The sequence below is a fragment of the candidate division KSB1 bacterium genome, assembly GCA_034505495.1.
Classification (GTDB): domain Bacteria; phylum Zhuqueibacterota; class Zhuqueibacteria; order Residuimicrobiales; family Krinioviventaceae; genus Fontimicrobium_A.
On the sequence record JAPDQV010000047.1, the window covers coordinates 1 to 22,761 of the forward strand.

22 protein-coding genes are annotated in these 22,761 nt (G+C 56.7%); 10 read left to right on the forward strand and 12 right to left on the reverse strand.

The features are described from left to right. Both ONB24_13760 and cysA read left to right on the forward strand, forming a co-directional pair. Window positions 1–214 (forward strand): hypothetical protein (locus ONB24_13760; protein MDZ7317179.1); only part of this gene is annotated, 214 nt, incomplete at its 5' end. Next, on the forward strand, window positions 211–1,239 hold the full coding sequence (gene cysA, locus ONB24_13765; GenBank protein MDZ7317180.1) for a sulfate ABC transporter ATP-binding protein: 1,029 nt from the start codon (window positions 211–213) through the stop codon (window positions 1,237–1,239). The genes ONB24_13760 and cysA, both read left to right, overlap by 4 nt. Window positions 1,240–1,242: 3 nt before the next feature. Here the strand turns inward: cysA and ONB24_13770 are convergent, their stop codons facing one another. Next, the gene (locus ONB24_13770) at window positions 1,243–1,416 is read right to left on the reverse strand and encodes a hypothetical protein (GenBank protein MDZ7317181.1); all 174 of its coding nucleotides are present in this window, start codon (window positions 1,414–1,416) and stop codon (window positions 1,243–1,245) included. Between the two features lie 118 nt (window positions 1,417–1,534). Between ONB24_13770 and ONB24_13775 the strand changes: the two genes are divergently transcribed. Next, a complete protein-coding gene (locus ONB24_13775; protein MDZ7317182.1) occupies window positions 1,535–2,497 on the forward strand; it encodes a glycoside hydrolase family 5 protein in 963 nt (320 codons plus the stop codon). A 41-nt stretch (window positions 2,498–2,538) separates the two neighbouring features. Next, a complete protein-coding gene (locus ONB24_13780) occupies window positions 2,539–5,151 on the forward strand; it encodes a right-handed parallel beta-helix repeat-containing protein (GenBank protein ID MDZ7317183.1) in 2,613 nt (870 codons plus the stop codon). A 114-nt stretch (window positions 5,152–5,265) separates the two neighbouring features. On the opposite strand, the gene ONB24_13785 is transcribed toward ONB24_13780, so the two are convergent. Continuing rightward, window positions 5,266–5,496 carry a hypothetical protein gene (locus ONB24_13785; protein MDZ7317184.1) on the reverse strand — a complete coding sequence of 77 codons (231 nt, stop codon included), beginning with the start codon at window positions 5,494–5,496 and terminating at the stop codon, window positions 5,266–5,268. A gap of 82 nt (window positions 5,497–5,578) precedes the next feature. Continuing rightward, complete coding sequence (locus ONB24_13790) at window positions 5,579–7,852, reverse strand: cellulase family glycosylhydrolase (GenBank protein MDZ7317185.1); 2,274 nt, start codon at window positions 7,850–7,852, stop codon at window positions 5,579–5,581. 162 nt (window positions 7,853–8,014) lie between these two features. Here ONB24_13790 and ONB24_13795 point away from each other — a divergent pair, with 162 nt between their 5' ends. The 4 genes from ONB24_13795 (at window position 8,015) to ONB24_13810 (ending at window position 11,225) form a co-directional block, all read left to right on the forward strand. Further along, entirely contained in the window at window positions 8,015–9,058 is a 1,044-nt protein-coding gene (locus tag ONB24_13795) for a radical SAM protein (protein ID MDZ7317186.1), read from the forward strand. Between the two features lie 10 nt (window positions 9,059–9,068). Beyond that, on the forward strand, window positions 9,069–9,905 hold the full coding sequence (locus ONB24_13800) for an AMP nucleosidase (protein ID MDZ7317187.1): 837 nt from the start codon (window positions 9,069–9,071) through the stop codon (window positions 9,903–9,905). Between the two features lie 394 nt (window positions 9,906–10,299). Beyond that, complete coding sequence (locus tag ONB24_13805; protein MDZ7317188.1) at window positions 10,300–10,800, forward strand: hypothetical protein; 501 nt, start codon at window positions 10,300–10,302, stop codon at window positions 10,798–10,800. A gap of 11 nt (window positions 10,801–10,811) precedes the next feature. Next, window positions 10,812–11,225, forward strand: a complete 414-nt coding sequence (locus ONB24_13810) for a secondary thiamine-phosphate synthase enzyme YjbQ (protein MDZ7317189.1) — start codon at window positions 10,812–10,814, stop codon at window positions 11,223–11,225. A 147-nt stretch (window positions 11,226–11,372) separates the two neighbouring features. On the opposite strand, the gene ONB24_13815 is transcribed toward ONB24_13810, so the two are convergent. The 9 genes from ONB24_13815 to ONB24_13855 form a co-directional block, all read right to left on the reverse strand. Further along, window positions 11,373–12,728, reverse strand: a complete 1,356-nt coding sequence (locus ONB24_13815; protein ID MDZ7317190.1) for a sigma-54 dependent transcriptional regulator — start codon at window positions 12,726–12,728, stop codon at window positions 11,373–11,375. A 9-nt stretch (window positions 12,729–12,737) separates the two neighbouring features. Further along, entirely contained in the window at window positions 12,738–14,597 is a 1,860-nt protein-coding gene (locus tag ONB24_13820; GenBank protein MDZ7317191.1) for a PAS domain-containing protein, read from the reverse strand. Between the two features lie 10 nt (window positions 14,598–14,607). After that, window positions 14,608–16,224: an L-aspartate oxidase gene (gene nadB, locus ONB24_13825; protein MDZ7317192.1), complete on the reverse strand. Its 1,617-nt coding sequence runs from the start codon at window positions 16,222–16,224 to the stop codon at window positions 14,608–14,610. 201 nt (window positions 16,225–16,425) lie between these two features. Continuing rightward, complete coding sequence (locus ONB24_13830) at window positions 16,426–16,773, reverse strand: hypothetical protein (GenBank protein ID MDZ7317193.1); 348 nt, start codon at window positions 16,771–16,773, stop codon at window positions 16,426–16,428. Between the two features lie 134 nt (window positions 16,774–16,907). Further along, window positions 16,908–17,711, reverse strand: a complete 804-nt coding sequence (locus ONB24_13835) for a CPBP family intramembrane metalloprotease (protein MDZ7317194.1) — start codon at window positions 17,709–17,711, stop codon at window positions 16,908–16,910. A gap of 4 nt (window positions 17,712–17,715) precedes the next feature. Then, window positions 17,716–18,522, reverse strand: a complete 807-nt coding sequence (locus ONB24_13840; protein ID MDZ7317195.1) for an RNA methyltransferase — start codon at window positions 18,520–18,522, stop codon at window positions 17,716–17,718. Beyond that, window positions 18,506–19,783: a histidine--tRNA ligase gene (gene hisS, locus ONB24_13845; protein MDZ7317196.1), complete on the reverse strand. Its 1,278-nt coding sequence runs from the start codon at window positions 19,781–19,783 to the stop codon at window positions 18,506–18,508. Before hisS ends, ONB24_13840 begins: the two co-directional genes overlap by 17 nt. Continuing rightward, a complete protein-coding gene (locus ONB24_13850) occupies window positions 19,780–20,109 on the reverse strand; it encodes a hypothetical protein (protein MDZ7317197.1) in 330 nt (109 codons plus the stop codon). Before ONB24_13850 ends, hisS begins: the two co-directional genes overlap by 4 nt. 109 nt (window positions 20,110–20,218) lie before the next feature. Next, on the reverse strand, window positions 20,219–20,689 hold the full coding sequence (locus ONB24_13855; GenBank protein ID MDZ7317198.1) for a PTS sugar transporter subunit IIA: 471 nt from the start codon (window positions 20,687–20,689) through the stop codon (window positions 20,219–20,221). Window positions 20,690–20,967: 278 nt separating this feature from the next. Here ONB24_13855 and ONB24_13860 point away from each other — a divergent pair, with 278 nt between their 5' ends. Both ONB24_13860 and ONB24_13865 read left to right on the forward strand, forming a co-directional pair. Then, window positions 20,968–22,077 (forward strand): ATP-grasp domain-containing protein, encoded by a 1,110-nt coding sequence (locus ONB24_13860; GenBank protein ID MDZ7317199.1) that lies wholly within the window; start codon window positions 20,968–20,970, stop codon window positions 22,075–22,077. After that, a partial coding sequence (locus ONB24_13865) for an NAD(P)-dependent oxidoreductase (GenBank protein MDZ7317200.1) occupies window positions 22,074–22,761 on the forward strand: 688 nt, incomplete at its 3' end. The genes ONB24_13860 and ONB24_13865, both read left to right, overlap by 4 nt.

Genomic DNA, 22,761 nt, shown 5'->3' on the forward strand with positions numbered 1-22,761 from the left:
GGCTCCGAGGCGGGCGAACATTCGCGGCGTCACCAACACGCTGACGCTGCACATCGAGAATCTGTACAACGAATACCAGACGACGGCGGCGTTTGCCGCCGCTTCGCTGCTGACCTTGACGTCGCTGCTGACCCTGGCCGCCAAGCATCTGATGCAGAAAAGGGAACAGAAAAACGGGACAGCCGTCTTGGAGACGGCGGAGTTGATGGAATGAAAGTCGAGATCAGCCGACTCACCAAGCGTTTCGGCAAGTTTGTCGCCCTAAAGGACGTCGATCTCGAAGTGCGCGACGGCGAGCTGTTGGCGCTGCTCGGGCCGTCGGGCTGCGGCAAAACGACGCTGCTGCGCATCATCGCCGGATTGGAGCAGCCGACCTCCGGCGCCATCCTGCTGGACGGCGAGGATGCCGCGGATCAGGACGTCCGCATGCGCAAGATCGGCTTTGTCTTTCAGCACTATGCGCTGTTTCGGCAAATGACGGTGTTCGAAAACATCGCCTTCGGCCTGCGCGTGCGGCCGCGGCAGTTCCGCCCCTCGCCGCGCCAAATCCGCGACAAGGTGACGGAGCTCCTGCGGATGATCAAAATGGAAGAGCTGGCGGATCATTACCCGCACGAGCTGTCCGGCGGTCAGCGGCAGCGGGTGGCATTGGCACGCGCGCTGGCGGTCGAGCCCCGCATGCTGCTGCTCGACGAACCCTTCGGCAGTCTCGACGCGCGCGTGCGGCAGGAGCTGCGCCGCCGCCTGCGCCGCATGCACGAAGAGCTGCACGTCACCACCATATTCGTCACCCACGACCAGGAAGAGGCCCTCGAGGTGGCCGACCGCCTGGTGATCATGAACGAAGGCCGCATCATGCAGATCGGCACGCCGGAAGAGATCTGGCATCATCCGGCAAACGCCTTTGTGCTCAATTTCCGCGGCGAAGTCAACCTCTTTCACTGCCGGCGCGAAGGAGATCGCCTGCGCATTGTGCCCCCGGCGTCCGGCGGCGAGCCGCAAAGTCGCGTCTTTGTGCGGCCGCACGCCTTTGAACTCTCCTTGACGCCCCTGGGCGAGGACTCGCTGACCTGCAGCGTCCATCACATTAACCCCGCCGGCCCGATGGTTAAAGTCGAGTTGCGCAGCGAATGGGGAGAGCTGTTTCAGACCGTCATTTCGCAGGAAAAGTATCGCGGCCTGCAGCTGCGCGTCGGCATGTCGGTCTATGCCCAGCCGCTCGATCTGCAGGTGTTCTGAAACTCAGATCGCGAAATGCTGACCGAGATAGAACGGCCAAAACAGCAGAGCCAATAGCGCCTTCCAAAAGCCGAGCTTTAGAAAACCGATGGTGAACAGCCAAGCCGCAAACCAAATCGTGCCGCCGAAGCCCGCCGCCGCATCGTGCCGACATTTGATCTTGACTTCCTCTTCCATCCTATCCTCCTAATGGTCAGCCTGCCTCTACGTTTGCCGCCGAGAAAAGATTCGTTAAAATTCATTTTGAAATGATGCGGTAATGGTTAATTTTGCTCAAAGGATAAAGAGACACAAGATGACAAAAGTTTTTCTATTTTTTCTCACGACGTTGAGCTTGATCGTCGGATGCGGCAGAGAGAACAAACCTGCCGTAGCGCCGACGGAAGAAGCTCCCCGTCCCCTCTTTCGCACCGAAGGCACCCGACTGCTCAAAAACGAGTGCGAATGGGAGTTTCGCGGCACCAACAAGATGAGCGTCTTTGGCATCGATTTCAGTGAGCCCGCAGCTTGGAGCATGGACATCGTGCGCGAATGCATCGATATGCGCCTGACGTCGGATGAGACATTGCAGTCGATCGTCGCCGAAGTGCGCCGCTTCGGCATGGTAGTCATCCTGACTGCCTTTTGGTATGACAATGACGCCCTGCCCGGCGGCACGACTCCCTATCCGCAGTGTCAACTGCTCGGCGCCGTGCCTTCGCAGGATCCGCGCTTCAACGCCGTTCAGACGCGCCGGCGGCAGATTGCAGCGCTGTTCAAGAACCAAACTGACGTCTGGTTCGGCGTGTGGAACGAGCCTTACGACTGGCGCAAAGAGACGACTGCCGATGCAGAGCAATGGTTAAAGGACGCCCGACTGATGGTCGACAATATCCGCAACGTCGGTGCCGACAACATTATCGTCCTGTGCGGCAACGCCATGGGGCAGGGACATGAGCCGTTCCTCGAAAAGGGCGCCGAGCTGCTTTCCGGCCGCAAAAACATCGTTTTCGACATTCACGCTTATCGAACCTATTGGGATATTCCCCGCAGTGAAATCGAAAAGCGGCTCAAGGCGCTCAAAGAGTCGAATATTGCACCGGTGATCATCGGCGAGTTTGCCGCCAACGGCGATCATCCTTATCTGCCGATCATGGACGCCTGCCGCAGCACCCGCACGTCGCTATTGGCCTGGCTGTGGGGTCAGTACAAAGAGCCGTTCAAATCGAAATACAGAAGCTACTGCCGAGAGCCGCGCAACAGCGGCTGTCCGAATTGAGGAAATTAATCTGCACCTAGTAAAAAAAGGAGAAAAGGGTCATGCGCATGCTGATCATCATTCTGATGTCGGCATCGGCCGCCTTGGCGGCGGAATACTATGTGGACTGGCGAACAGGATCCGACGCGTTTCCAGGCAGTGCGGAGCGGCCGTTTGCCACGATCCAAAAGGCGGCCGAGGTCATGCAGGCCGGAGACGTTTGTCTGATTCGCAGCGGCGTTTATCGCGAGACGGTACGTCCTGCAAATTCCGGAACAGCCGGTCTGCCGATCCGCTTCGAAGCCTACCCCGGCGAAACGGTGACCATCACCGGTACGGATCGTATTCCGAGCAGCGAGTGGCGCACCCATGACGGCGCCATCCGCACTATCGATCTGCCGGGGCAAATCGTAACGCAGCTCTTTGCCGACGGCCGGCAGATGGAGATCGCGCGCTTTCCCAACAACACCTCAGAGGACCTTTTACGGCCGATCTGGGGACGCGTGCAATCCGCCGTGGCGCGGCAAAAACCGTCGCTCTCAGAGATACGCGACCCTGCCCTTTCCGCAGCGCCGAATCTGAAGGGCGCTCAATTGTGGCTGCTCTCCGGTCTAAAGTGGGTCTCTTTCGTCCAGCCCGTCAGCGATCATCAGGGCGACCGCCTCACGTTCGTGTTTTCTGGCGACGTGGAAGAGGCTTATCGTCCGCAGGCCGGCAGCGACTATTTTCTCTACGGCCTCCTCTCTTTGCTCGATGCGGAAGGCGAATGGTTCTTTGACGCCAAACAGCGGCGTCTCTACTTTTACCCGCCGGCCGGAGCCGTGTCGATCGAAGCCCGCACCCGCCAATGGGGCATGAACCTGATGAACCGCTCTTTTATCGAAGTCAAAAACATCGACTTTATTGCCGCCAACCTCAACCTGGAGGGAGCCGATAATTGTGTCATTGAGGGGGCGCGTATCTTTTACCCCGTGCCGTTCTTTGCAACCGACGCTTGGAGTTTTACCGAAACGCCGCAAAACTCGGCCGGGGCAGGCGTCCGCTTGGGCGGTAGAGACAACGTGCTGCGCGATTCAGAGATCGCTTATTCCTGGGGAGACGGCGTAACGGTGTTCGGCGAGGGCAACACAGTCGAGAATTGTTTGATCCACGATTTCGCCTGGATCTGCAACGACGCCGCCGGCATTCATACCTCCGGCCGCAATCACCTGATTCTGCGCAATTCCATATACAACGGCGCGCGCAGCGGCATCGTTCACCGCAAGTCGCAGGGACTGGAGATCGCCTACAACGACATTTACCGCTGCGGCCTGCTGACGACGGACCTCGGCGCGACCTACTGCTGGCAGACCGACGGCGGCGGCACGGTGATCCATCACAACTGGGTGCACGACGTCGTTACAGCCGGCCATACGGCGGGCATCTATCTCGACAACGGTTCCAGTAATTTTATCGTTCATCACAACGTGGTTTGGAACACGGATGATTTGGGCATCCAGACCAATCTCGATGCCGTCAATCATCAGATCTATCACAACACCATTTGGAATTGCGGCCAGGCTATGGGCGGCGGCGGAGGCACGATCCATCGGAACTGCCGCGTTTATAACAACTTGTCCAACGCGCCCGGTTGGTTCGGCACCGATCTGAAGCAGAATCTGATATTGGACGACCCGCGCTTTGTCGATGCTGCGGCTGGCGATTTTCGTCTGCAGGCCGATTCGCCGGCGCGAGATGATTATTTGCCTTTGGCAAGCTTTCTCAACGGCGGGTTCGAAAGCGGTACAGGCGGTTGGCACGGCGCCGGCGCCTCGCTCGAATCGATCACGGATCCTGTGCATTCGGGCAACCGCGCCTGTCGTTCCTACAACCGACACTACTACTGGGAAGGCGTGCGTCAGGATGTGACCGAAGTGCTGAAAGACCATGGCCGCGGCAATTACACAATCGAGGCTTGGGTGATGCCTGCCGCCGGGCCGGTCGACGGCTATCTCCGCTTTTTCATCGAAGACGAGAACGGCAAGAGCTATCCCGGCACCACCAAACGGCTGTCCCCCGGCGTCTGGACGAAAATCACCTACAAAACGACGCTCAACTGGAAAGGCGAACTCAAGCAGGCGGTTTTCGAGCTCATGACTTCCAACGACACGAACCTGCCCGATCTGTACATCGACGACTGCAGTCTGGTCGCGCCTACGCCGACGACAAGCGACAAGCCGCGCGGCGCCGTTCGTTTGCCCGGCATCAACGACGACGCGCTCGACGGGAAGCCCGATGCCGGCGCCTATGAATACGGCGGCGCCGAAGCCGACTGGAAAGCGGGCTCCAGCCTAAAGGCGTCCCCGAGCCGCGTCAAGTTTTCCCATGGACCCGACGCGCATCCGAACGGCTTTATTCTCTTTTCGAATTATCCGAACCCCTTCAACAGCTCGACTACGCTGCGGTTCCGACTCGAACGGCCTGCGTTCGTAGAGTTGGCAATTTTCGATCTTGCGGGCAGAAAAACGGCCGTCCTTTTAAGCCGGGAAATGCCGGTCGGAGAGTTTTCGCTGTCCTGGGACGGCCGCGACGATCGCGGCCTGCAGGTCGGCAGCGGCGTCTATTTTTGCCGCTGCACGGTAGAGGACGGACAAGGAGAACGTTGCGTAAGTCGCAAAATGATCTTGGTGAAATAAAGCCGTTTCCGGGCGATGATCTGAAATCGTCAAAGTCCTGCTCATTGCACCAAATGCGGACGATTGTCAGTTGCCGCTCGTGAAACTGTTTACCGAAACGGAGAGGCGTCAAATCTAACGGCCGTTTGCAAAGCCGAAGGGGGGCTTGACCTCATTCTGCAGGTCATTGCCCTCCAAATAATAGCTCTTCCGGTGCCTTTTGAGATCATACTTGACTATAAACGAAGGCGCGCCGTCGAATTGGATATACACGCACAGCTCGTTGGGGTTCTGCTCGAGTCGCGACGAACGCACCGAGTGTCGCCGAAAAAGCTCCTCGGCTTCGGAACGGGTTATCTCGATCATCAAAAGCCTTTTCGAAATTTAGTGCGACTGGCGATTTCGCTCTTTTTACCCGTCACTTTTGCTTTTATTCGCAAAACCGCAGTCAGCGCAGCAAAGTCATCTTGCGCTCGGCGGTTAAAACCTCACCGCCGGCCTCAAGGGTCAATCGATAAACGTAGACGCCGCTTGCTGCGGCTTTACCGAAAGCATCTTTCCCGTCCCAAACCAGTTGGTGTCGACCCGGCTGCAGGTCGCTTTCCAAAAGCCGGCGGACAAGTCTTCCCTTACAGTTATAGAGTTCGAGCAAGGCTCTTGCCGGTCTGTCGAGCGTAAACTCGATGGTTGTGAGGGGATTAAAGGGATTGGGATAGTTCTGCAGCAGAGTCATGTTTTGCGGCGTCGGCGGTTCTGAAACGCTCTGTTCCGGTGCGCTGACGAGATAATCGACCAGCGCATCGAACAGCCGCCAGCCGTCGACGGTCAGGTTGAGCGCCGAGTCGTCCTGGAGAAAGAACGCCCCGCGCGGCGCGGGCGCCGGTCGGTCCACCATTTGATCGCCTGTCTTGTAGAAAAAAACAACCGGATGCTCCGGCACCAAACCCGATCCGGCGACGATCGTGGCCGCTTGGGTGGGGTTCGCCCAGGAGAGGCGGTCGGATTGCGCATAGACGGTCACGCGGCCGTTCAGTCCGGCGGCAGCCGGGTGGGCGTCCGCGGTAATGACTATGGCCGTTGCTTCATCTCGACCGTAATCGAGATTGATTCGGCTGCCGCTCATACTCATATCGTCGTACAACTGGCTTTCCCAGATCAGCACCGGCCGATCGACATCGCGAAAGGTCGCCTTGAGCCGCGTCGGCACGCAGGTGGCGGAAATGAGCACCAGGTCGTACGGCAGCGCCGATTCCGGCTTGGCATCACTATCCTTAAGCGGCGTCACCTCAAAGCCCAACATGCCGAGTCGCTCCTCGATCAAGGCATCGCCGGGACGCAGGGGAATCTCGCCGACCACCAGCAAAGCCTTGCGCGTTTTTTCGCGATACCCCACCCGCAGCTCCACGGACTGCGATACGCCGATTTGGCCGGCGTCATCCCAGGCCGCGGCAAAGAGCTCGTGGCGGCCGCGGGGGACGTTCTTCCAAGTGAACGTAAACGGCGGCGTCGTATCCTGCCCCAATTTTTCTTCACCGCGATAGAATTCAACGCGCGTGACTTGGCCGTCGGCATCCGCGGCCGAGGCGGTCAAGATAATGTCCGAACCGACACTAAATGGACCGCTGCCCGGATCGAGGGTAACCGCAGGCCGTTGATTCGGAGTGCCGAAGGCCGTCGCCTTGACCGAGGTGGCGCGCAGCCCGTAACGGGGATGGTTGACGATCAGATCGCCGAAGGGATAGAGATCGGCATCCGAGTCGTACTTCCAGCCGCGCGCCATGTCCAGCAACGGATCGCTGTTGCCGTTCCAAGACCAGGCCAGCCAGCCGATACCCTTTTCTTGACAAAAGGCAATCAGCCGGCGCGTGTCATAGCCGACGCTCGACGCCTCCTTCCAGCTGAACTCGCCGACGATGACCGGCAGACCGAGGTCGAGCATGGTCTGCAGCTCCCATTCGGCCACCCATGGCGCCGTATCTTTGTTCGGTCGGCCGACCTCGGCGGCGTTTTCCAGCGTGCGCCACATACCGTACATGTGAATCGAAAAGACGAGGTTATGCTGCGGATCGAAATCGAGCAGTTCGCGGCCATAGACCTCCATGGCCCGCGGACCTTGGCCGCAGTTCGGGGAATCGATGACCAGCAGATTATTGATGCCCGCCTCGCGGATCCGCCGAATCGACTCTTTGTAGGCATCGCGCCAGATGCGGCGGCCCTGATCGCTGTCGTCGCTAGGCCCCCATTCATTGGCAATGTTGAGGATGACATACTCTTCGAATTCGTTCAACCAAGCGACGTTGGCGGGATCGGTCCAAATGTCGGTAATATAATCGAGCATTTCCGGCGAGGGATCGCAGGTGCCGTCGTGCTGCTCGACCATCGGCACCAATCCCTGGCTGATGTATTTCATCACCAGCGCCCGCTTTTTGTCGGGTGTACGGGATTGATTCTGCCAGTCGGCGTTGCTCATGACCACGCGCACAATGTTGGCGTGCGTCTTGGCAATGCCGTTGATGCTGTTGAGATTAAAGCTTTCGTTCCCCCAATAATGATTCTGGCTGACGCCGCGCATAAGAAACTCGCTGCCGTCGGCGTTGTAGATGCGGCCGTTCAGTGTAAAAAAACCTCTGCTTTTGATATAATCGGGCTTTTTGACTTGCGCAGTCGTCATTTCCGTCAATACTATCATTAAAAACAAAATCGATCCGATCATCCTGAGCATCGACCATTCCTCCGTTTGCATCTTTTATTATCGATAATTAACGAAAACGTTCAAATATTGACAAGTGATTCTTTGTCACCGTGGAAATTGCCTTTTCCTTTCGCGCCTATTTTGATATATTGAAAGTCATGGAAAAGAACGGAACGAACGGGTCAATTTGCGATGAATAAAGGCTTTTGGAATATCGGCATTGCCAAAGAGGTGGCCGTAAGGCAGGTACTGCGTGCTCTGACGCTGCGCCGAATTTGGAATGCCGCCGTCAACAGCGCATCGTTCGCGCTTTCGGCGCTGCTGCGCCGGCCGATCGTTTGGGGAATGCCGGTCATCATCAATATTGAGCCGACTAATCTCTGCAATCTGCGCTGTCCGCTCTGCACGACCGGCAGCGGTCAAATGCAGCGGCCGAGGGGAAAACTGAATTTCGAGCTTTACCGCAGGCTGATCGATGAACTGGCGCCGCGGGCCATTTATGTCACCCTCTACCATCAAGGCGAGCCCTATCTGCATCCGCTTTTTAACCGAATGGTCGCTTACGCAAAGAGCAAGGGATTGTATGTAACGACGAGCAGCAACGGGCATTATTTTACCGCCGAGACGGCCGAAGACGTGGTGCGCAGCGGCTTGGACAGCATGATCATCTCCCTCGACGGCGTCTCCCAGGAAAGCTACGCCCGCTATCGCGTCGGGGGCGATTTGTCCAAAGTGCTGGACGGCATCCGTTGTTTAACGGCGGCCAAAAAAAGACTGCACAGCCGCACGCCTTATCTGTTCGTTCAGTTTCTGGTCATGCGTCACAATGAGAGCGAAATTCCGGCTATGAAGCAATTGGCGACCGAACTCGGCGTCGATCGGCTGCTCATCAAAACGACTCAAGTGGGCAATGCGAAAGAAGCCGTCGAGTGGCTGCCGGAAGATGAAGAGTACCGCCGCTATCGATTGGACGATGGTCGGCTCGAGGTCAAGCGCGGCAAAGGCGTCTGTCCGCGTCCCTGGCTGACGACGCTGATGGACTGGGACGGCGTGGTCGTGCCCTGCTGCTTCGACAAAAATGCCGAGCACCCTTTCGGCAATTTGAACGCTGTCGCCTCGTTCCGCGAACTTTGGCATAACCAAGCTTACCGGAACTTTCGGCGGCAAATTCTCCGCTCCCGCCCCGCCATCGACATTTGCCGTACCTGCAATTACGGCATCGGCCTGTTTAAATAGGAGATTTTGTATGAAGACGGAAAAAAACGATGAATGGTTTTACGAAGAAATTCGCCGCAAGCTGGCCTATTACAATGAGGAGAAAAAGCAGATCGCCGGCGACATGCTGGAGCGCTACACCGGCTCGCATTTGACGGACTTTCAAAAATATATTCTTTTGACCAATTTTAACACCTATTTGGAAAAATTCGCCGCCCAGTTCGGCGCTGAAATTCACACCGGATCGGTCTGGTCGGCGGCGCATGCGCCGGCACAACATGTAAGCATGATCGACATCAAGATCGGCGCACCGACGGCGGCATTGGTCATGGAGCTGCTCAGCGTCCTCGATCCTGCCGCAACCATCTTTCTCGGCATGTGCGGCGGACTCCATCGCTCGCTGCAGGTGGGCGACTTTATTTTGCCGATGGCCGCCATCCGCGACGAAGGCGTCTCCCGCTATTTCATCCCGCCGCAGGTGCCGTCGCTGCCCACCTTCAAGATTCAAAAGTTCATCAGCCAAATGCTGGTGGAGAGCGGCCTGGATTATCGAACCGGAGTGGTGCACACGACGGATTACCGTTTCTGGGAGTTTGACGAAGCGTTCAAGCGCACGCTGTACGAGGAGCGCGCCATCGCCATCGAAATGGAGTGCGCGGCATTGTTTTCCGTAGGATTTGTCAGCAAAGTGCCGATCGGTGCGCTGCTGCTGGTCAGCGACCTGCCCCTGAAAAAAGGCGGCATCAAAACCAAAGAGTCGGCGAAAAAGGTTTTTTCAGCGTTCACCGAACAGCACATCACCATCGGCATCAAGTCGATCACCGAAATTCAGCAGCGGGGCGAGCACATTCGCCATTACCGCTGGTAAGGAGGCGAATTCCGTACTTCTGGGCGATGCATGCTTTCGGCATGAGCATATGACATCGCGCCGATAGCCGGCCGGAAACTCGCGCGGCGTTAAAGGGTCAGTAAAACCGTACGAGAAAAGTGTACGGAAGGGAAAAAGTGTCTACGACAGCCGCTGAAATAAAAAGCATCTCATCAAAACTCAAAGGAAAATTTAATTGACTTTTGCCGTGCATCCCCGTAAATTTAAGTGCCTTTCGGGATGCAATCCAACGCGAAAATGTCTGCTGTAAATAAATTTCGAATTCGATATTGCTCATGCCTGTTGCTTTTCCCGCCGAACGATTGAGGAATTGGATTCAATAAAGCGCCCCGCCTGATTTGCGAAAGGCGCAGTACCATTTATGGAGCATAGCATGACTGAGGTCGCCCCCGCGATGTACCCCGGTTTGCAAAAACTGACCGAAGCGGTCGAGGACTATTGGGGTTATGAAGAGCCGGCCCAGCGCGGCCCTTCCGATGCCGCCATCCGCCGCTGCCTGATCAAACGCCTGGAGACGGTTCGCAGCGCTCTTCCCGAAACCGGCTCGATGCGGAATCATCCGCAAGCTGAAAAGCTGACCGTTGCCGCGCGACGAAAACTACATACGCTCGTCGACAGCCTGAACCGTCCCACCTATCTTCACACATCCTTTTTCAACGGCAGAAGGATCACGCCTCGGCTGCTGAACCGCCTGTACGATCTTGAATGCGGCATGTTGGAAGATGTGGAACTTTTGCACACCGAAGTGCAGCAGCTGACCGAAGCGCTCGAACTCGAACAGATTCAGGAAATCTTTCTCCACATCGACAACTATATCGACGATCTCAATCAGCAGCTGTTCGAACGGGAAGCCTTGATCATCGGCGAATATTGAGGAGTCCGGAAATGAAATTCTACACCGATTACCTCTGGTTCAACACTCAGAAGCATCGCGAATACATCAACATTACCGATCGCGTGGAGGAGGCGGTGCGCAAAAGCGGGGTTCAGGAAGGGATGGTGCTCGTTTCCGCCATGCACATTACCGCCGGAGTCTATGTCAACGACGCCGAATCGGGGTTGATTCAGGACATCGACGACTGGCTGCAAAAGCTGGCGCCGGAGGGCGTCAACTATCGTCATCACCGCACCGGCGAAGTGAACGGCGACGCTCATCTCAAAAGCCTGCTCGTTCATCACCAGGTCATTCTGCCGATCACCAACGGCCGCTTGGACCTCGGCCCATGGCAGCAGGTCTATTATGCCGAATTCGACGGTCAACGCCGCAAACGACTGATCATAAAGGTCATGGGGGAATAACGACCGGACCTGCAGAACCGTTTAAGCTTCTTTACCCCCTTCCGAGCCGCCCTAACTTGCCGTCTATGCAGGGTACAAATAAAGAGCACTCCAAATCCTTACACCCCCCTATCCGCCTGCGCTGCGGAACGATTGTCAATCGGCTGCTTATTCCTCGATCTTGAGCTGCTTCATCTTGCGGTAGAGCGTCGCCTCGCCGATGCCCAGCGCCGCTGCAGTGCGGCCGCGATGATACCCCTGCCGCGCCAGCTCCGCCGCAATCACCCCCCGTTCGAATTCCGCCACCATTTCGTCGAGCGTCGCGCCCTCCCGTCGCGGCTTGGGTAAAGTCATGCCGAGCATTTCGGCCGGCAGCAGATCAACGGTCAGCTCGCTCCCCGAAGCAAAGATCATCAGCCGTTCGACAAAGTTCTCAAGCTCGCGCACTTCGCCTTTCCAGGTCCGCTGCATCAGCGCCTGCATCAGCTCCGGCTGTACCCGCGTCACCGACTTGTTCATCTGTCGATTGTACTTGCGGACGAAATGGTCGACCAGAAGGGGGATGTCTTCGACCCGCTCCGCCAGCGACGGGAGACGAATGTTGATGACGTTCAGGCGGTAATAGAGATCATCGCGGAAGCGGCCTTCGGCGACGCGCGCCTCCAGATCGACATTGGTGGCGGCAATGATGCGCACATGCACCCGTTCCGGCCGATTGCTGCCGACGGGCAGAAATTCCTGCGTTTCCACGGCGCGCAACAGCTTGGTCTGCGCCGTCAACGACAGCTCACCGATCTCGTCGAGGAAAAGGGTGCCGCGGTGCGCCGCTTTGAACAGACCGTCTTTGTCGGCAACTGCGCCGGTAAAAGCCCCCTTTTTATGTCCGAACAGCTCGCTCTCGATCAAAGTTTCGGGTATGGCGCCGCAGTTGACCGCCACAAATCGCCCCAACCGGTGCGGACTGTTGTAATGAATGGCGCGGGCGACCAGCTCTTTTCCGGTGCCGCTGTTGCCTGTGATCAGCACATTGCTCTCGCTGTCCGAAACGCGCCGAATCGTCTCGAAAACCTTGCGGATGGCCGGACTCTCGCCGATGATGTTGGCGAAATCGTACTGGGCGTGAATTTCATGGCGCAGGGCCTGATTTTCGCGCACCAGCTCTTTGTGTTCGATCAGCTTTTGGACTTTGAACGCCAGATCGTCGAAATTGAGCGGCTTGAGCAGATAATCGAACGCGCCTTTGCGCAGTGCCTCGACGGCGCTCTGCACCGAGGCGTAAGCGGTGATAAAGATGAACGACGGCCTGGACGACAGTCGGTTGGCCGCCTCCAAAAGCTCCAATCCGCTCATTTTCGGCATCTCGATGTCGCTGATGACGACGTCGTAATCCTCGTGCTGCAGCCGCTCGAGCGCCTCGCGTCCGTCCGCCGCCTGCGTGCAGTCAAAGTTGCGCGCCTGCATGACGGTAACCAAGCTCTCGCGCGTAATGTCATCGTCGTCGACGATCAACAGCTTGACGGCCATACGATCCTCTCAAGATACCGAAGGCAGAGTGATGGTAAAGGTGGTGCCTACCCCGAGCGTGCTCCTAACTTTAATGTCGCCGCCGAAACCGGCGATGATGTTGTAGCTGACCCACAAGCCCAGGCCGGTGCCTTTGCCGCTCTTTTTGGTGGTAAAAAACGGTTCGAAAATATGGCCGAGATGCTCCTCGGCGATTCCGCAGCCGTTATCAGTAACCGCGGCCATGACCCGTTTCCCTTCGCTCCAGGTGGTAATCTCTAATCGGCCGTCCGGCTTGCCTTCCATGGCGTCGGCGGCGTTCAGGCAGATGTTGATGAACACCTGCAGCAGCTGATCAAAACCCGCGCGCACCAGCGGCAGATCGGGCTGCAGCCGCGTTATGATCTCCTGATGCTTGAGCCGCTTGTCGTATTTGATGATGCGGATGACGTGCTCAATCACGTGGTTGAGATAGATTTCTTCGACTTTGTCGGTAATCGGGCGCGAGAAATCGACCAACGTACGCACCGTGCGCGAAATGCGCTCAATGGACTGTTGAATGAGGAGCAGTTTCTCTTTGAACTCCGGATTGTCGGTCTTGAGCTGCAGGATCTGCGCCAGCGCCGAAATGCTGGTCAAAGGCGTTCCCACTTCATGCGCGATGCCCGCCGCCAGGGTGCCGACCGCGGAGAGCTTTTCCGATTGAATGACCTGCCTGCGCAGCTGTTCCTGCTCAGAGATGTCGCGCAGAATGACGCTGCTGCCGATGAAATCGCCGCGCTCGTTGCGCAGCGCCGTCCTCGTCAATTCGACGTGAACGATTCGGCCTTCGCGTGTGCGCATGTCCAGCCGCTGATTGCGCACAAAGCCGCGGCTCAAGACCTGCTCGTCCATAGCCGCCATGGCCGACTGTAATGTCGGGTCCTCAGGCACCAACCTCGTCAGCCCCTTGCCGAACATCTCGGCCTCGCTGTAGCCGAACAGAGTTTCCGCCGCCTTGTTCCACATAATCACACGATGATTTTCATTAAGGAGGATGATGGCGTCGGCGGCGTCGTTGAGAATGTTTTCAAAATACTTTTCGTACCGAAATGCCTGCTGATCGCGAAGGCGATCGCGATTGACGTCATGAAAAAGCAGGGTGCAGCCGACAATCTGTTTGGCTTCGTTGCGCATCGGTTCGACCTTGACGTCAAGAGCGGCTTTGCGGCTGCCGAGCGGCAGCGTCCGGTTGTGCAGCTCTTCGGATTTGCCCTGCCGAAGCGCCGCCTCCACGGCGGCAAAGAGAGGCGTCTCGCGGAGATCAGAAAACAGTTCAAAGAAAGGATGTCCCAGCACCTCGTCCGCCGAGCGCCCCAACAGTCGCTCTGCCGCGCGGCTGAAATAAATGACGGTCATGAGCTCGTCTAGCATGACAAAGCCGATACCGGCAAAATCGAGGGCGCCGAGATTGGCCGAGCAGGCCGAAGCAAAGGGGGCAGGCACCGGCGGCGGCTGATCGGAGCGATGCTGCTCGTAGATGGCCGTAATCAGCGGGCCAAAGACCTCGTTGAGGTAACCGAACGCCTCGATGCTGTTGAACGAGACATCGGATTCCTGCACCATCATGGCAAGGAGTATATATCGACTCAACAGCAGGGTGTTGATAAGGATTGCACTCCCCTGCTCCGCTTCGGCAAAGAATCGATTGACGGCGCCTTCGAGGGTGCTCAACGCCGCCTGCAGCTTTTGATCGATGACCAAAATGCTCAGGGCGGTCATGACCTCCTGCGCAAACTGCAGCCGTTCTTCATCCGAGAGGTGCGGCGTCAGTCCTGCCGTACGTTTGGCCAACTCTGCTGCGACCTCGTCGCTGCGGTTGGTTAAAAGCTTTTTTAAACAGACGTCCAACTTTGTCCTTTCAAACTAAACGCTGTCGAATGACGGTGTCGCGAGCGTATTGATCGTCGGTGTTGGGATAGTCGGTCGTGTAATGCAGCCCGCGACTTTCTTTGCGCATCAGCGCCGATTGAATAATCAACTGAGCGACCAGCGCCAAGTTCCGCAGTTCGATCAACTCGGGCGTAACGGTCGTCCTGCGATAAAAATTTTCCACCTCCTGACGAATCAAGCGGATGCGGCTCAGGGCTCTTTCCAGGCGCAAGGTCGAGCGCACGATGCCGACATAGTCCCACATCAGGTTCTTGATCTCCTGCAGATCGTGCGAGATGAGCACCCACTCTTCGCTGTTAAAGGTGCCGATGTCGTCCCACAGCGGGATCGGCGGCAGGCGAAAGTCTTTGGCCTTGACAAATTCCTTTGCGGCGTTGGCGCAGGATTCGGCAAAGACCAGCGCTTCGAGCAGCGAGTTCGAGGCCAGGCGGTTGGCGCCGTGCACGCCGGTACAGGCCGTCTCGCCGCAGGCAAATAAGCCGTTGATGTCGGTTCGTCCCTCCAAATCGGTCAGCACGCCGCCGCAGGAATAGTGTGCCGCCGGCACCACCGGTATCGGCTCCTTGGTGATATCGATCTTTAAACTCAGACATTTTTCATAAATCGCCGGAAATCGATCGCGCAGTTCGTCCGGATTTTTGTGTGTTACGTCGAGGTAGACGCAGCGCTCACCGCTCTTTTTGAGTTCGGCGTCGATGGCGCGGGCGACGACATCGCGCGGCGCCAGAGACCCCATGGGATGATAAGCCTCCGTAAACGATTCGCCTTTTTTGTTGATCAATCGGCCGCCGAAGCCGCGCAAAGCCTCGGTGATGAGAAACGAATCGGCTTCGGGATGATAGAGCGCCGTCGGGTGAAACTGCATGAACTCCATGTTGGCGATCGAGGCGCCGGCGCGAAAAGCCATGGCCACACCGTCGCCGGTGGCGACAGGCGGATTGGTGGTGTGCAGATAAACCTGTCCGCAGCCGCCGGCCGCCAAGATTGTCGCTTTGGCGGTTAGTCGACGGACCCTGCCCGCCGCCGCATCGAGCACATAGGCGCCCCAGCAGTTGAGGTCATGCGAGCGGGCGGGCGTGGGCGTGAAAACGTGATGCTCAGTAATCAAATCAATCGCCGAATGATGCTCGAGCAGCAGGATATTTTTTTTACGGGTGACGACATCCAGAAGCGTCCGCTCGATGTAAAAGCCGGTCATATCTTTTACGTGCACAATTCGGCGCGCTCGGTGCCCGCCTTCGCGGCCGAGGTCAAATTCGCCCTCCTCCGTGCGGGTAAAGGGCACGCCCAGCTCCGCCAGCTCGCGAATCAGCGAGGGACCCCGTTCCACGATCTTGCGCACCGCATCCGGACGGCATAATCCGGCGCCTGCTTCGAGCGTGTCGCGAATGTGCTCCTCAAACGAGTCGGTTTCGCTCAGGACTGAAGCGATGCCGCCTTGCGCCCATGCGGTGTTCGAGTCTGATCTTTTGCGCTTGGTCACGATAATGACCGACCCCGCATCGCACAATTTAAGGGCGGCAAAAAGACCGGCAATGCCGCTGCCGATCACCAAAAAATCCGCATCCGTCTTTCTTTCAGGCATTTTTTCGTCCGCAAGTGGCTTGTCGGGCAGTCGCGGCGGGCTGCTGAACACAGGAACTCGAGCAGTCAATGATCGCACCGATTTCAACGCGGATCTGCGCGAGAATGATTAAACTTACATGAAAGCAGCCAGAAAAACAACCCCTTTTTCAACAAAAAAGCCGATGCATGGGCATCGGCTCAAATCGGAGAGGCGGGCGCGTCACTCGATGACTTGGAGCAAATCGCGATTGCGAATGGGCCGCGTGACGAATTTGATTCCGGCGCGGGCGGCGTCTTCGGGCAGGCGGTTTTTGTCGCTGCAAATGCCGACGATCTTCATTTGCGGATGTTTTTTCCGGATTCGGTCGGCAATTTCCAATCGCTTTTGCTGATTCTCAGCTTCTTCGCCGGAATCCAAATCGACAAAGGCATAATCGGCTGAGCTGCGGTCCAAAAGCTGAAGCAGGTCGTCTTCGCTGTCGGCGATGGTGACGTCATAGAGGTTGCTCAACGCCAAATACATTTGCATTTCCGAGCGCAGGTCTTCGTTGAAAATGACGATTTTCATAAACTCCAATCGAGCGGTAGAATGATTAGTGATTGTCTGTCAAAATATATCGGAAAGCAGGGATTTTGCGGAAAAATAAGCGATGCAAAAACAGAGGAAGCAGAAGCAAAAGCTCTGATTTTCCCGATTATGTTTTAATCCGTTGCTTCGCGGTCGGGAGTTGATTCTCGGCACGTCTGAACGAACAGCCGCCAGGCCGGATAAAAAGCAGCGGCCGCCGCAAGCAGAACCGGCAGTCGAACGTGCATCTCGCCTTCATAGCCGCTCAGCATTTCCGGCGGTGCGTTGACGAACAGCATCGACAATAGATTGTTGAGGCCGTGAAGGATCATCGACGGGATGACGCTGCCGCTTTTCCAGGCAGCGTAACCGAGCGCAACGCCCAAAAGCAAAATCTGGATTGAAGTCCACGGATTAAAATGCACCAACGCAAACAGAACCGAGGCGGAGACGATAGCCGAAGCCGGGTCGCGAAACCGTTCGAGCGACCGCTGCAGCAAACCGCGAAAGAGCATCTCCTCTGCCGCCGCGGCGACCACTGCTCCGCCGAACAATACGCCGATCGCTTCCCGCCAGTTGGTAAAAGTGACCATCTCCATCATCGACTCGTACCACTCCTCCGGCATGGGCGCCAGCATCTGAATGATGCGGTCGAGCTCGTCTGTCAAAACATAGAGCGGCAAAAAGACCAGAAGCACCGCAAAAAGAACCTTCGGCCTGACGCTGTAAAGACGAAAAGTCGAGCGAACACTTGCGCCCCTTTTCTTGGCATAATAGAGCGCCGGTACGATGAGCAAAAGTTCGCCGCCAATCAGCGCCGCTTCGTTGCTCAGGTAACCGGAGACGAGAAAAAAAACCATGAAAACCAAAAGGGTCACCGCCAAGATACGCGAGATGTCACTCGGCGTCAGATCGCCATTTTTCTGCAGATCGTCCAAACGTTCACCTCATAAGCGTAAAGTGATAAAGCGCAATAGAGGCCGCCACGGCCGCATTCAGGGATTCACCGTAGCCGCTTTTGGGAATAGTGAATCGACGATGTGCAGTCTCTACGAGCTCGGCGGCGACGCCGTGCGCCTCGCTGCCGATGAGCAGCAGGTCCTTGCCCGTAGGTCTTTGCTTCGTCAAAGGCTCGCCGTAAACCGGCACGGCCGCCCAGATACAGTAGCCTTTTTTTTTCGCTTCCGCGAAGCGCTGCATCAAATCGACCTCTTCTTCAACGGCAAGGCGGAAGGCGGCGCCCATGGCGCCGCGTAGGACCTTCGGATTGCTCAGCTCGACACATCCTTTGCTCAGCCACACCCGCTCAACCCCGAACCAGGCGGCGGAACGCAGCGCGCTTCCCAAGTTGCCCGGATCCTGCAGGCCGTCGAGCGCCAAAAGCAGCGGCTCGGCGCCGTGCCAAGACTGAACGGCAGGCAAACGGATCACCATCGCCAGCCCGACAGGCGAAGGCTCATCGGAAAGTAAAAGGTAACGATCGTGCGGTAGGGTGAAAACATCCAATCCACCGGCGGCGCACTTGCGCGCCAGTTCGGCAACCCGTTCATAAGCATGCGCTTCGGGGGTGGTTATGACGGCTTGGATCTCAATGCCGGATGCGAGAGCCTCTTCGCACAAGCGGACGCCCTCGATCAGCGTTGAGCCGGTTTCGCGGCGGTATTTTTTCTGCTTCAGCGCGCGAATGCTTTTCAGCCGCTGCAGCGAAAGAGGGGGGAATGAAAAAGCGTCCTTACGACCCGAGCTCATGCTTGATAAAGTCGACAACTTGATCGAGAGGAACCAGATTTTGGCTGCCGTCGAGGAGGTTTTTGACGGCCGCTTTGTCCTGCGCCAGCTCGTCTTCGCCGATCAAGATCACAAGGCGGGCGTTGCGACGGTTGGCGTCGCGCATCATCGCCTTGATGCTCTTGTCGCCGAACGAAAAGAGGGTTCCGATCTTGGCCTCGCGCAGGCTGAAAACGAGGCGGAGGGCTTGTTCCCGCGCCGCCTCGCCGAGCGCCGCTGCAAAGACCATCGGCTGCGGCAGTGGTTCGGGCTCAATGCCCTGCTGCTGCATGCTCATGATGATGCGCTCGATTCCCGAGCCGAAGCCGATTCCCGGCGTCGGCTCGCCGCCCAGCTGTTCGATCAGGCCGTCGTAGCGCCCGCCGCCGCACATGGCGTTTTGGGCGCCGATGCCTTCGGCCCACACCTCGAACACGGTTTTGGTGTAATAATCGAGGCCGCGAACCAGCCGCGGATTAACGACATAACGCCGGCCGGTCAGATCAAGGTAGCGCCTGAGCGCGGCAAAGTGGCGCGCACATTCTTCGCATAGATAGTCGCCGATGACCGGCGCACTGCGGATGTGCGGCTGACATTGGTCCTTCTTGCAGTCGAGCAGCCGCAGCGGATTACGCTCCAAGCGGCGTCTGCAGTCGTCGCATATTTCACTGATGCGGCCTTGATAGTATTCGCGCAGCTTGGCGACATAGATCGGTCGACAGCGAGGACAGCCGGTGCTGTTGAGCTGAAAAGAGAGCCCCTTGAAGCCCAGCTCGGCATAGAGCTGCCAGGCGATCGACATCACTTCGTGATCGAGCGCCGCGTCCTGCTCGCCGATCGCCTCGACGTTGAACTGCGTGTGCTGACGAAATCGTCCCGACTGCGGCTTTTCATAGCGAAAGATCGGTCCGATGGAAAACAATTTGACCGGTTTGGGCAGTTTGTGCAGGCCGTTCTGCAAATAAAGCCGCATAAAGCCGGCCGTAAACTCGGGCCGCAGCGTGACTTGATTTTCGCCCTTGTCGATGAAGGAATACATCTCTTTTTCGACGATATCCGTCGCATCGCCGACGCCGCGGACAAAGAGCGCTGTTTCTTCCAGGATCGGCGGATCCACCCGCTGGTAACCGTAGAGCGCGGTGATCTCGTAGATCTTTTTTTCAATCATGCGCCAATACGGCTGCTCGTCCGGCAGAACATCCCGCATTCCGGTCAAAGATTGATAGAGCATCGCCCGACTCAAATATGATCCATCATATCGTTCAGAATTTTTTCAGCCTGCTTTTTACGCCGCTTGGGAACGATCAGGCTGCATTCGCCGTCTGTTCCGGCTACCAATAGGCTGCCGGCCAAAGCGCCCGGCTTAATAGAGGCCGGTATGCCGGCATGATTGAGCGCCTCTTTCGCCATTTCGGCATAGGTGCGCCCCGGCAGCGTCCGCAGCAGCACCCACTCCTCTTCCTTGGGTTCAGGCGCCGACGGGATCTGATCGACCAGCTCGACGCCGCAGTCGGCGCACTTGATCACGCCGACCTCGTATTCGTAACCGCATTTGGGACAAAAAGGCATCTCGACCTCCTTTTCAGCCGTCGGCTGTGTGAAAGAACAAACAGCGTTGTCACATCAACGATATCTTTCTCAAACATTTTTGCCGCTTCCGGCCGATCCAAACCTTTGCTTATATTGGAAAATACTTTCTTTCCTCCGCACCGATGACCTGAAGCACCTCTTCGGCATCCATGCAGGTGCGCAGCTGATCGCGAAATTCCTTTTTATGCATCAGTCGGGAGATGCGGCTGAGCATCTTGAGATGCAGCGCGGTCTGATCGGTCGGCCCGACGAGCAGAAAAAACAGCCGTACAGGCTTACCGTCGATGGCCTGAAAGTCCACATCATGCCGCGTGATGCCGAAGGCAATGGACAATTCCTTAACCGCATCGGTTTTGGCATGCGGGATGGCGATGCCGTCGCCCATACCGGTGCTCATCTGTCTCTCCCTTTCCACCACCGCGTTCAAAGCCAAATCCCGATTTTCCAAGCGCCCGGCTTTGTCCAATAGTCCAATCAATTCTTCGATGATTTCATATTTTTCTTTGCCTGCCAGGGGAACCTTGATGACCTCCGGTGAAAGCAGGTCGGTCAAATGCATTCAGCCTCCTTAATAAACGATGCCGCTCAAGGGTTCGAAACAAAATGCAGCTGAACCGATTCAGTTCAGCTGCAGCTTTTGCTTCAAAACATTTAAAATTTACAAGAATTTCGGATAAATTCAAAATAAAATCCCCCATAAGTCATTCATCGTTCGAACAGAGAACGTCGTTCAATATCTGCAGCAGCATTACTCTTTAAGCCTAAAGCACCCGTTTTCTTTTTTTGATTATAATTTTGTATTTTTCGATCAAGTATCTAGCCGCAAAAGGAGATCCATTGCACAGAATACTGCTCCTGGGTACTGCTCCTCCACAAGCCGATGCTGCAAAAATTCTGAAAGAAAAAGGCTGCTATGTTATCGGCTGCAGCTGTCGTCATCAAGGCAGTGCGCTGAAATATCTCGATCGCTTCGAACTGATCGATATTATTAACATCGATGCCTTGATTCAACTGGCGCAGAATGAAAGAATCGACCTGATCTTTTCGATCGGTTCGGATATAGGAACACGCTCTGCAGCCTATGTCTCTGCGGCGCTCGAGAAGCCGTCTTTTATCGGGCCGGACATAATCGATGCAGCAGCAAATAAAATCACTCTTCGGCGATTGCTGGAGAATGCGGGTTTAAACTCCGTCCGATTTCAGAGCATCGATTCCGAGGCGGATCTGGATAAATGGCACCTTTATCCGGCGATTGTCAAGCCGGCAGACAGTCAAGGACAGCGGGGTGTGCGGCGCGTCGAAAACCGAGCTGAAGCGCAGCAGGCTCTCCTTGCGGGGCGCAGCTATTCGCCGACCGGCCAGGTCATCATCGAAGAATTTGTCGAAGGGCCTGAAATATCAGCTAATGTCTGGGTTGAAGCCGGAAGAGTGGAGTTTTGCCAAATTACCGATCGGCTGGTGTTCAGTGACCTTCCAGGGGGAATTCCGCGCGCCCATCTATCGCCTTCCCGCGTCTGTCAAGGGTCCTTGGCCGCGGCAACCCGGCAATTAATCGAAAAAACCGTAAAAGCCCTCGGCATCACGGCAGGGCCTGTCTATTTTCAGATCAAACTCGCAGCCGACGGTCCAAAGATCATCGAAGTTACCCCGCGGCTGGACGGTTGCCACCTCTGGCGTCTGATTGAGCGAACGACCGGCGTCAATTTATTGGAGACCACTTTGAACGTTCTCATGGATCAACCTGGAGGAAATCTAAGAGGCCGAGATCTCGGTTCCGCAAGTTTGACTTTTATGGCTGCTCTTCCGAATACTCGCTTCGACCCCTCGCGCTATTCTATCCCTCCCGAAAGCGTGTACCACGAGTTTTATTACGAAAAAGGTGAAACAGTAGTCGCCGTGAACGGCCTATTGGAAAAAGTCGGCTATTATATCGAGGTGAACGGATGAAGGTGCTCGTCACCGGAGCTAACGGCATGATCGGACTGGCGACGGTAAGGCACTTTTTGGAGAAAGGGTATCAAGTCGCGGCGCTGGTCCGCAATATTGGAGCGGCAACTCGAATCGACCCTCGTGCAGAGATTCGCGTGCTCGACAGCGACTGGAGCAACCTGCAGGACGTCTGCAGCGGGTGCGATGCTGTGGTGCATCTGGCGGCGCAAAGGCTGCAACCCGAGTATGAAGAAAGAGGAATAGAAGCCTACTGGCTGCCGAACGTACTTTTGACTGAGCAGCTTTTGCGCGCCGCAGCCGCTGTCGGCGTAAAGCGGTTTTGTGCGGCTTCGTCGGTCAGTGTCTACTCATCGAAAAACAGCTCTCCATACCGCGAGACCGACTATCCCTTTCCGCAAAACTTTTACGGAACGAGCAAACTTGCGGCGGAGCATATTGCCCTCCTCTACGGCCGCAAGAACGGAATGCGCGTGAACTGTTTGCGCCCATCGCAGGTTCTTGGGTTTGATTACCTGCGGGCCGAAGGCATGCTGATGACGTTCCTTCGCCAAGCCGCAGCACATCAGCCGCTGACGGTTTGGCGGCAAGACCGCCGTGATTTCGTCTACGTTAAAGACGTTGCAGAAGCGTTTGAGCGGGCCGTCCAACCCGATGCTCCGGAGGGAATTTTCAACATCGGCA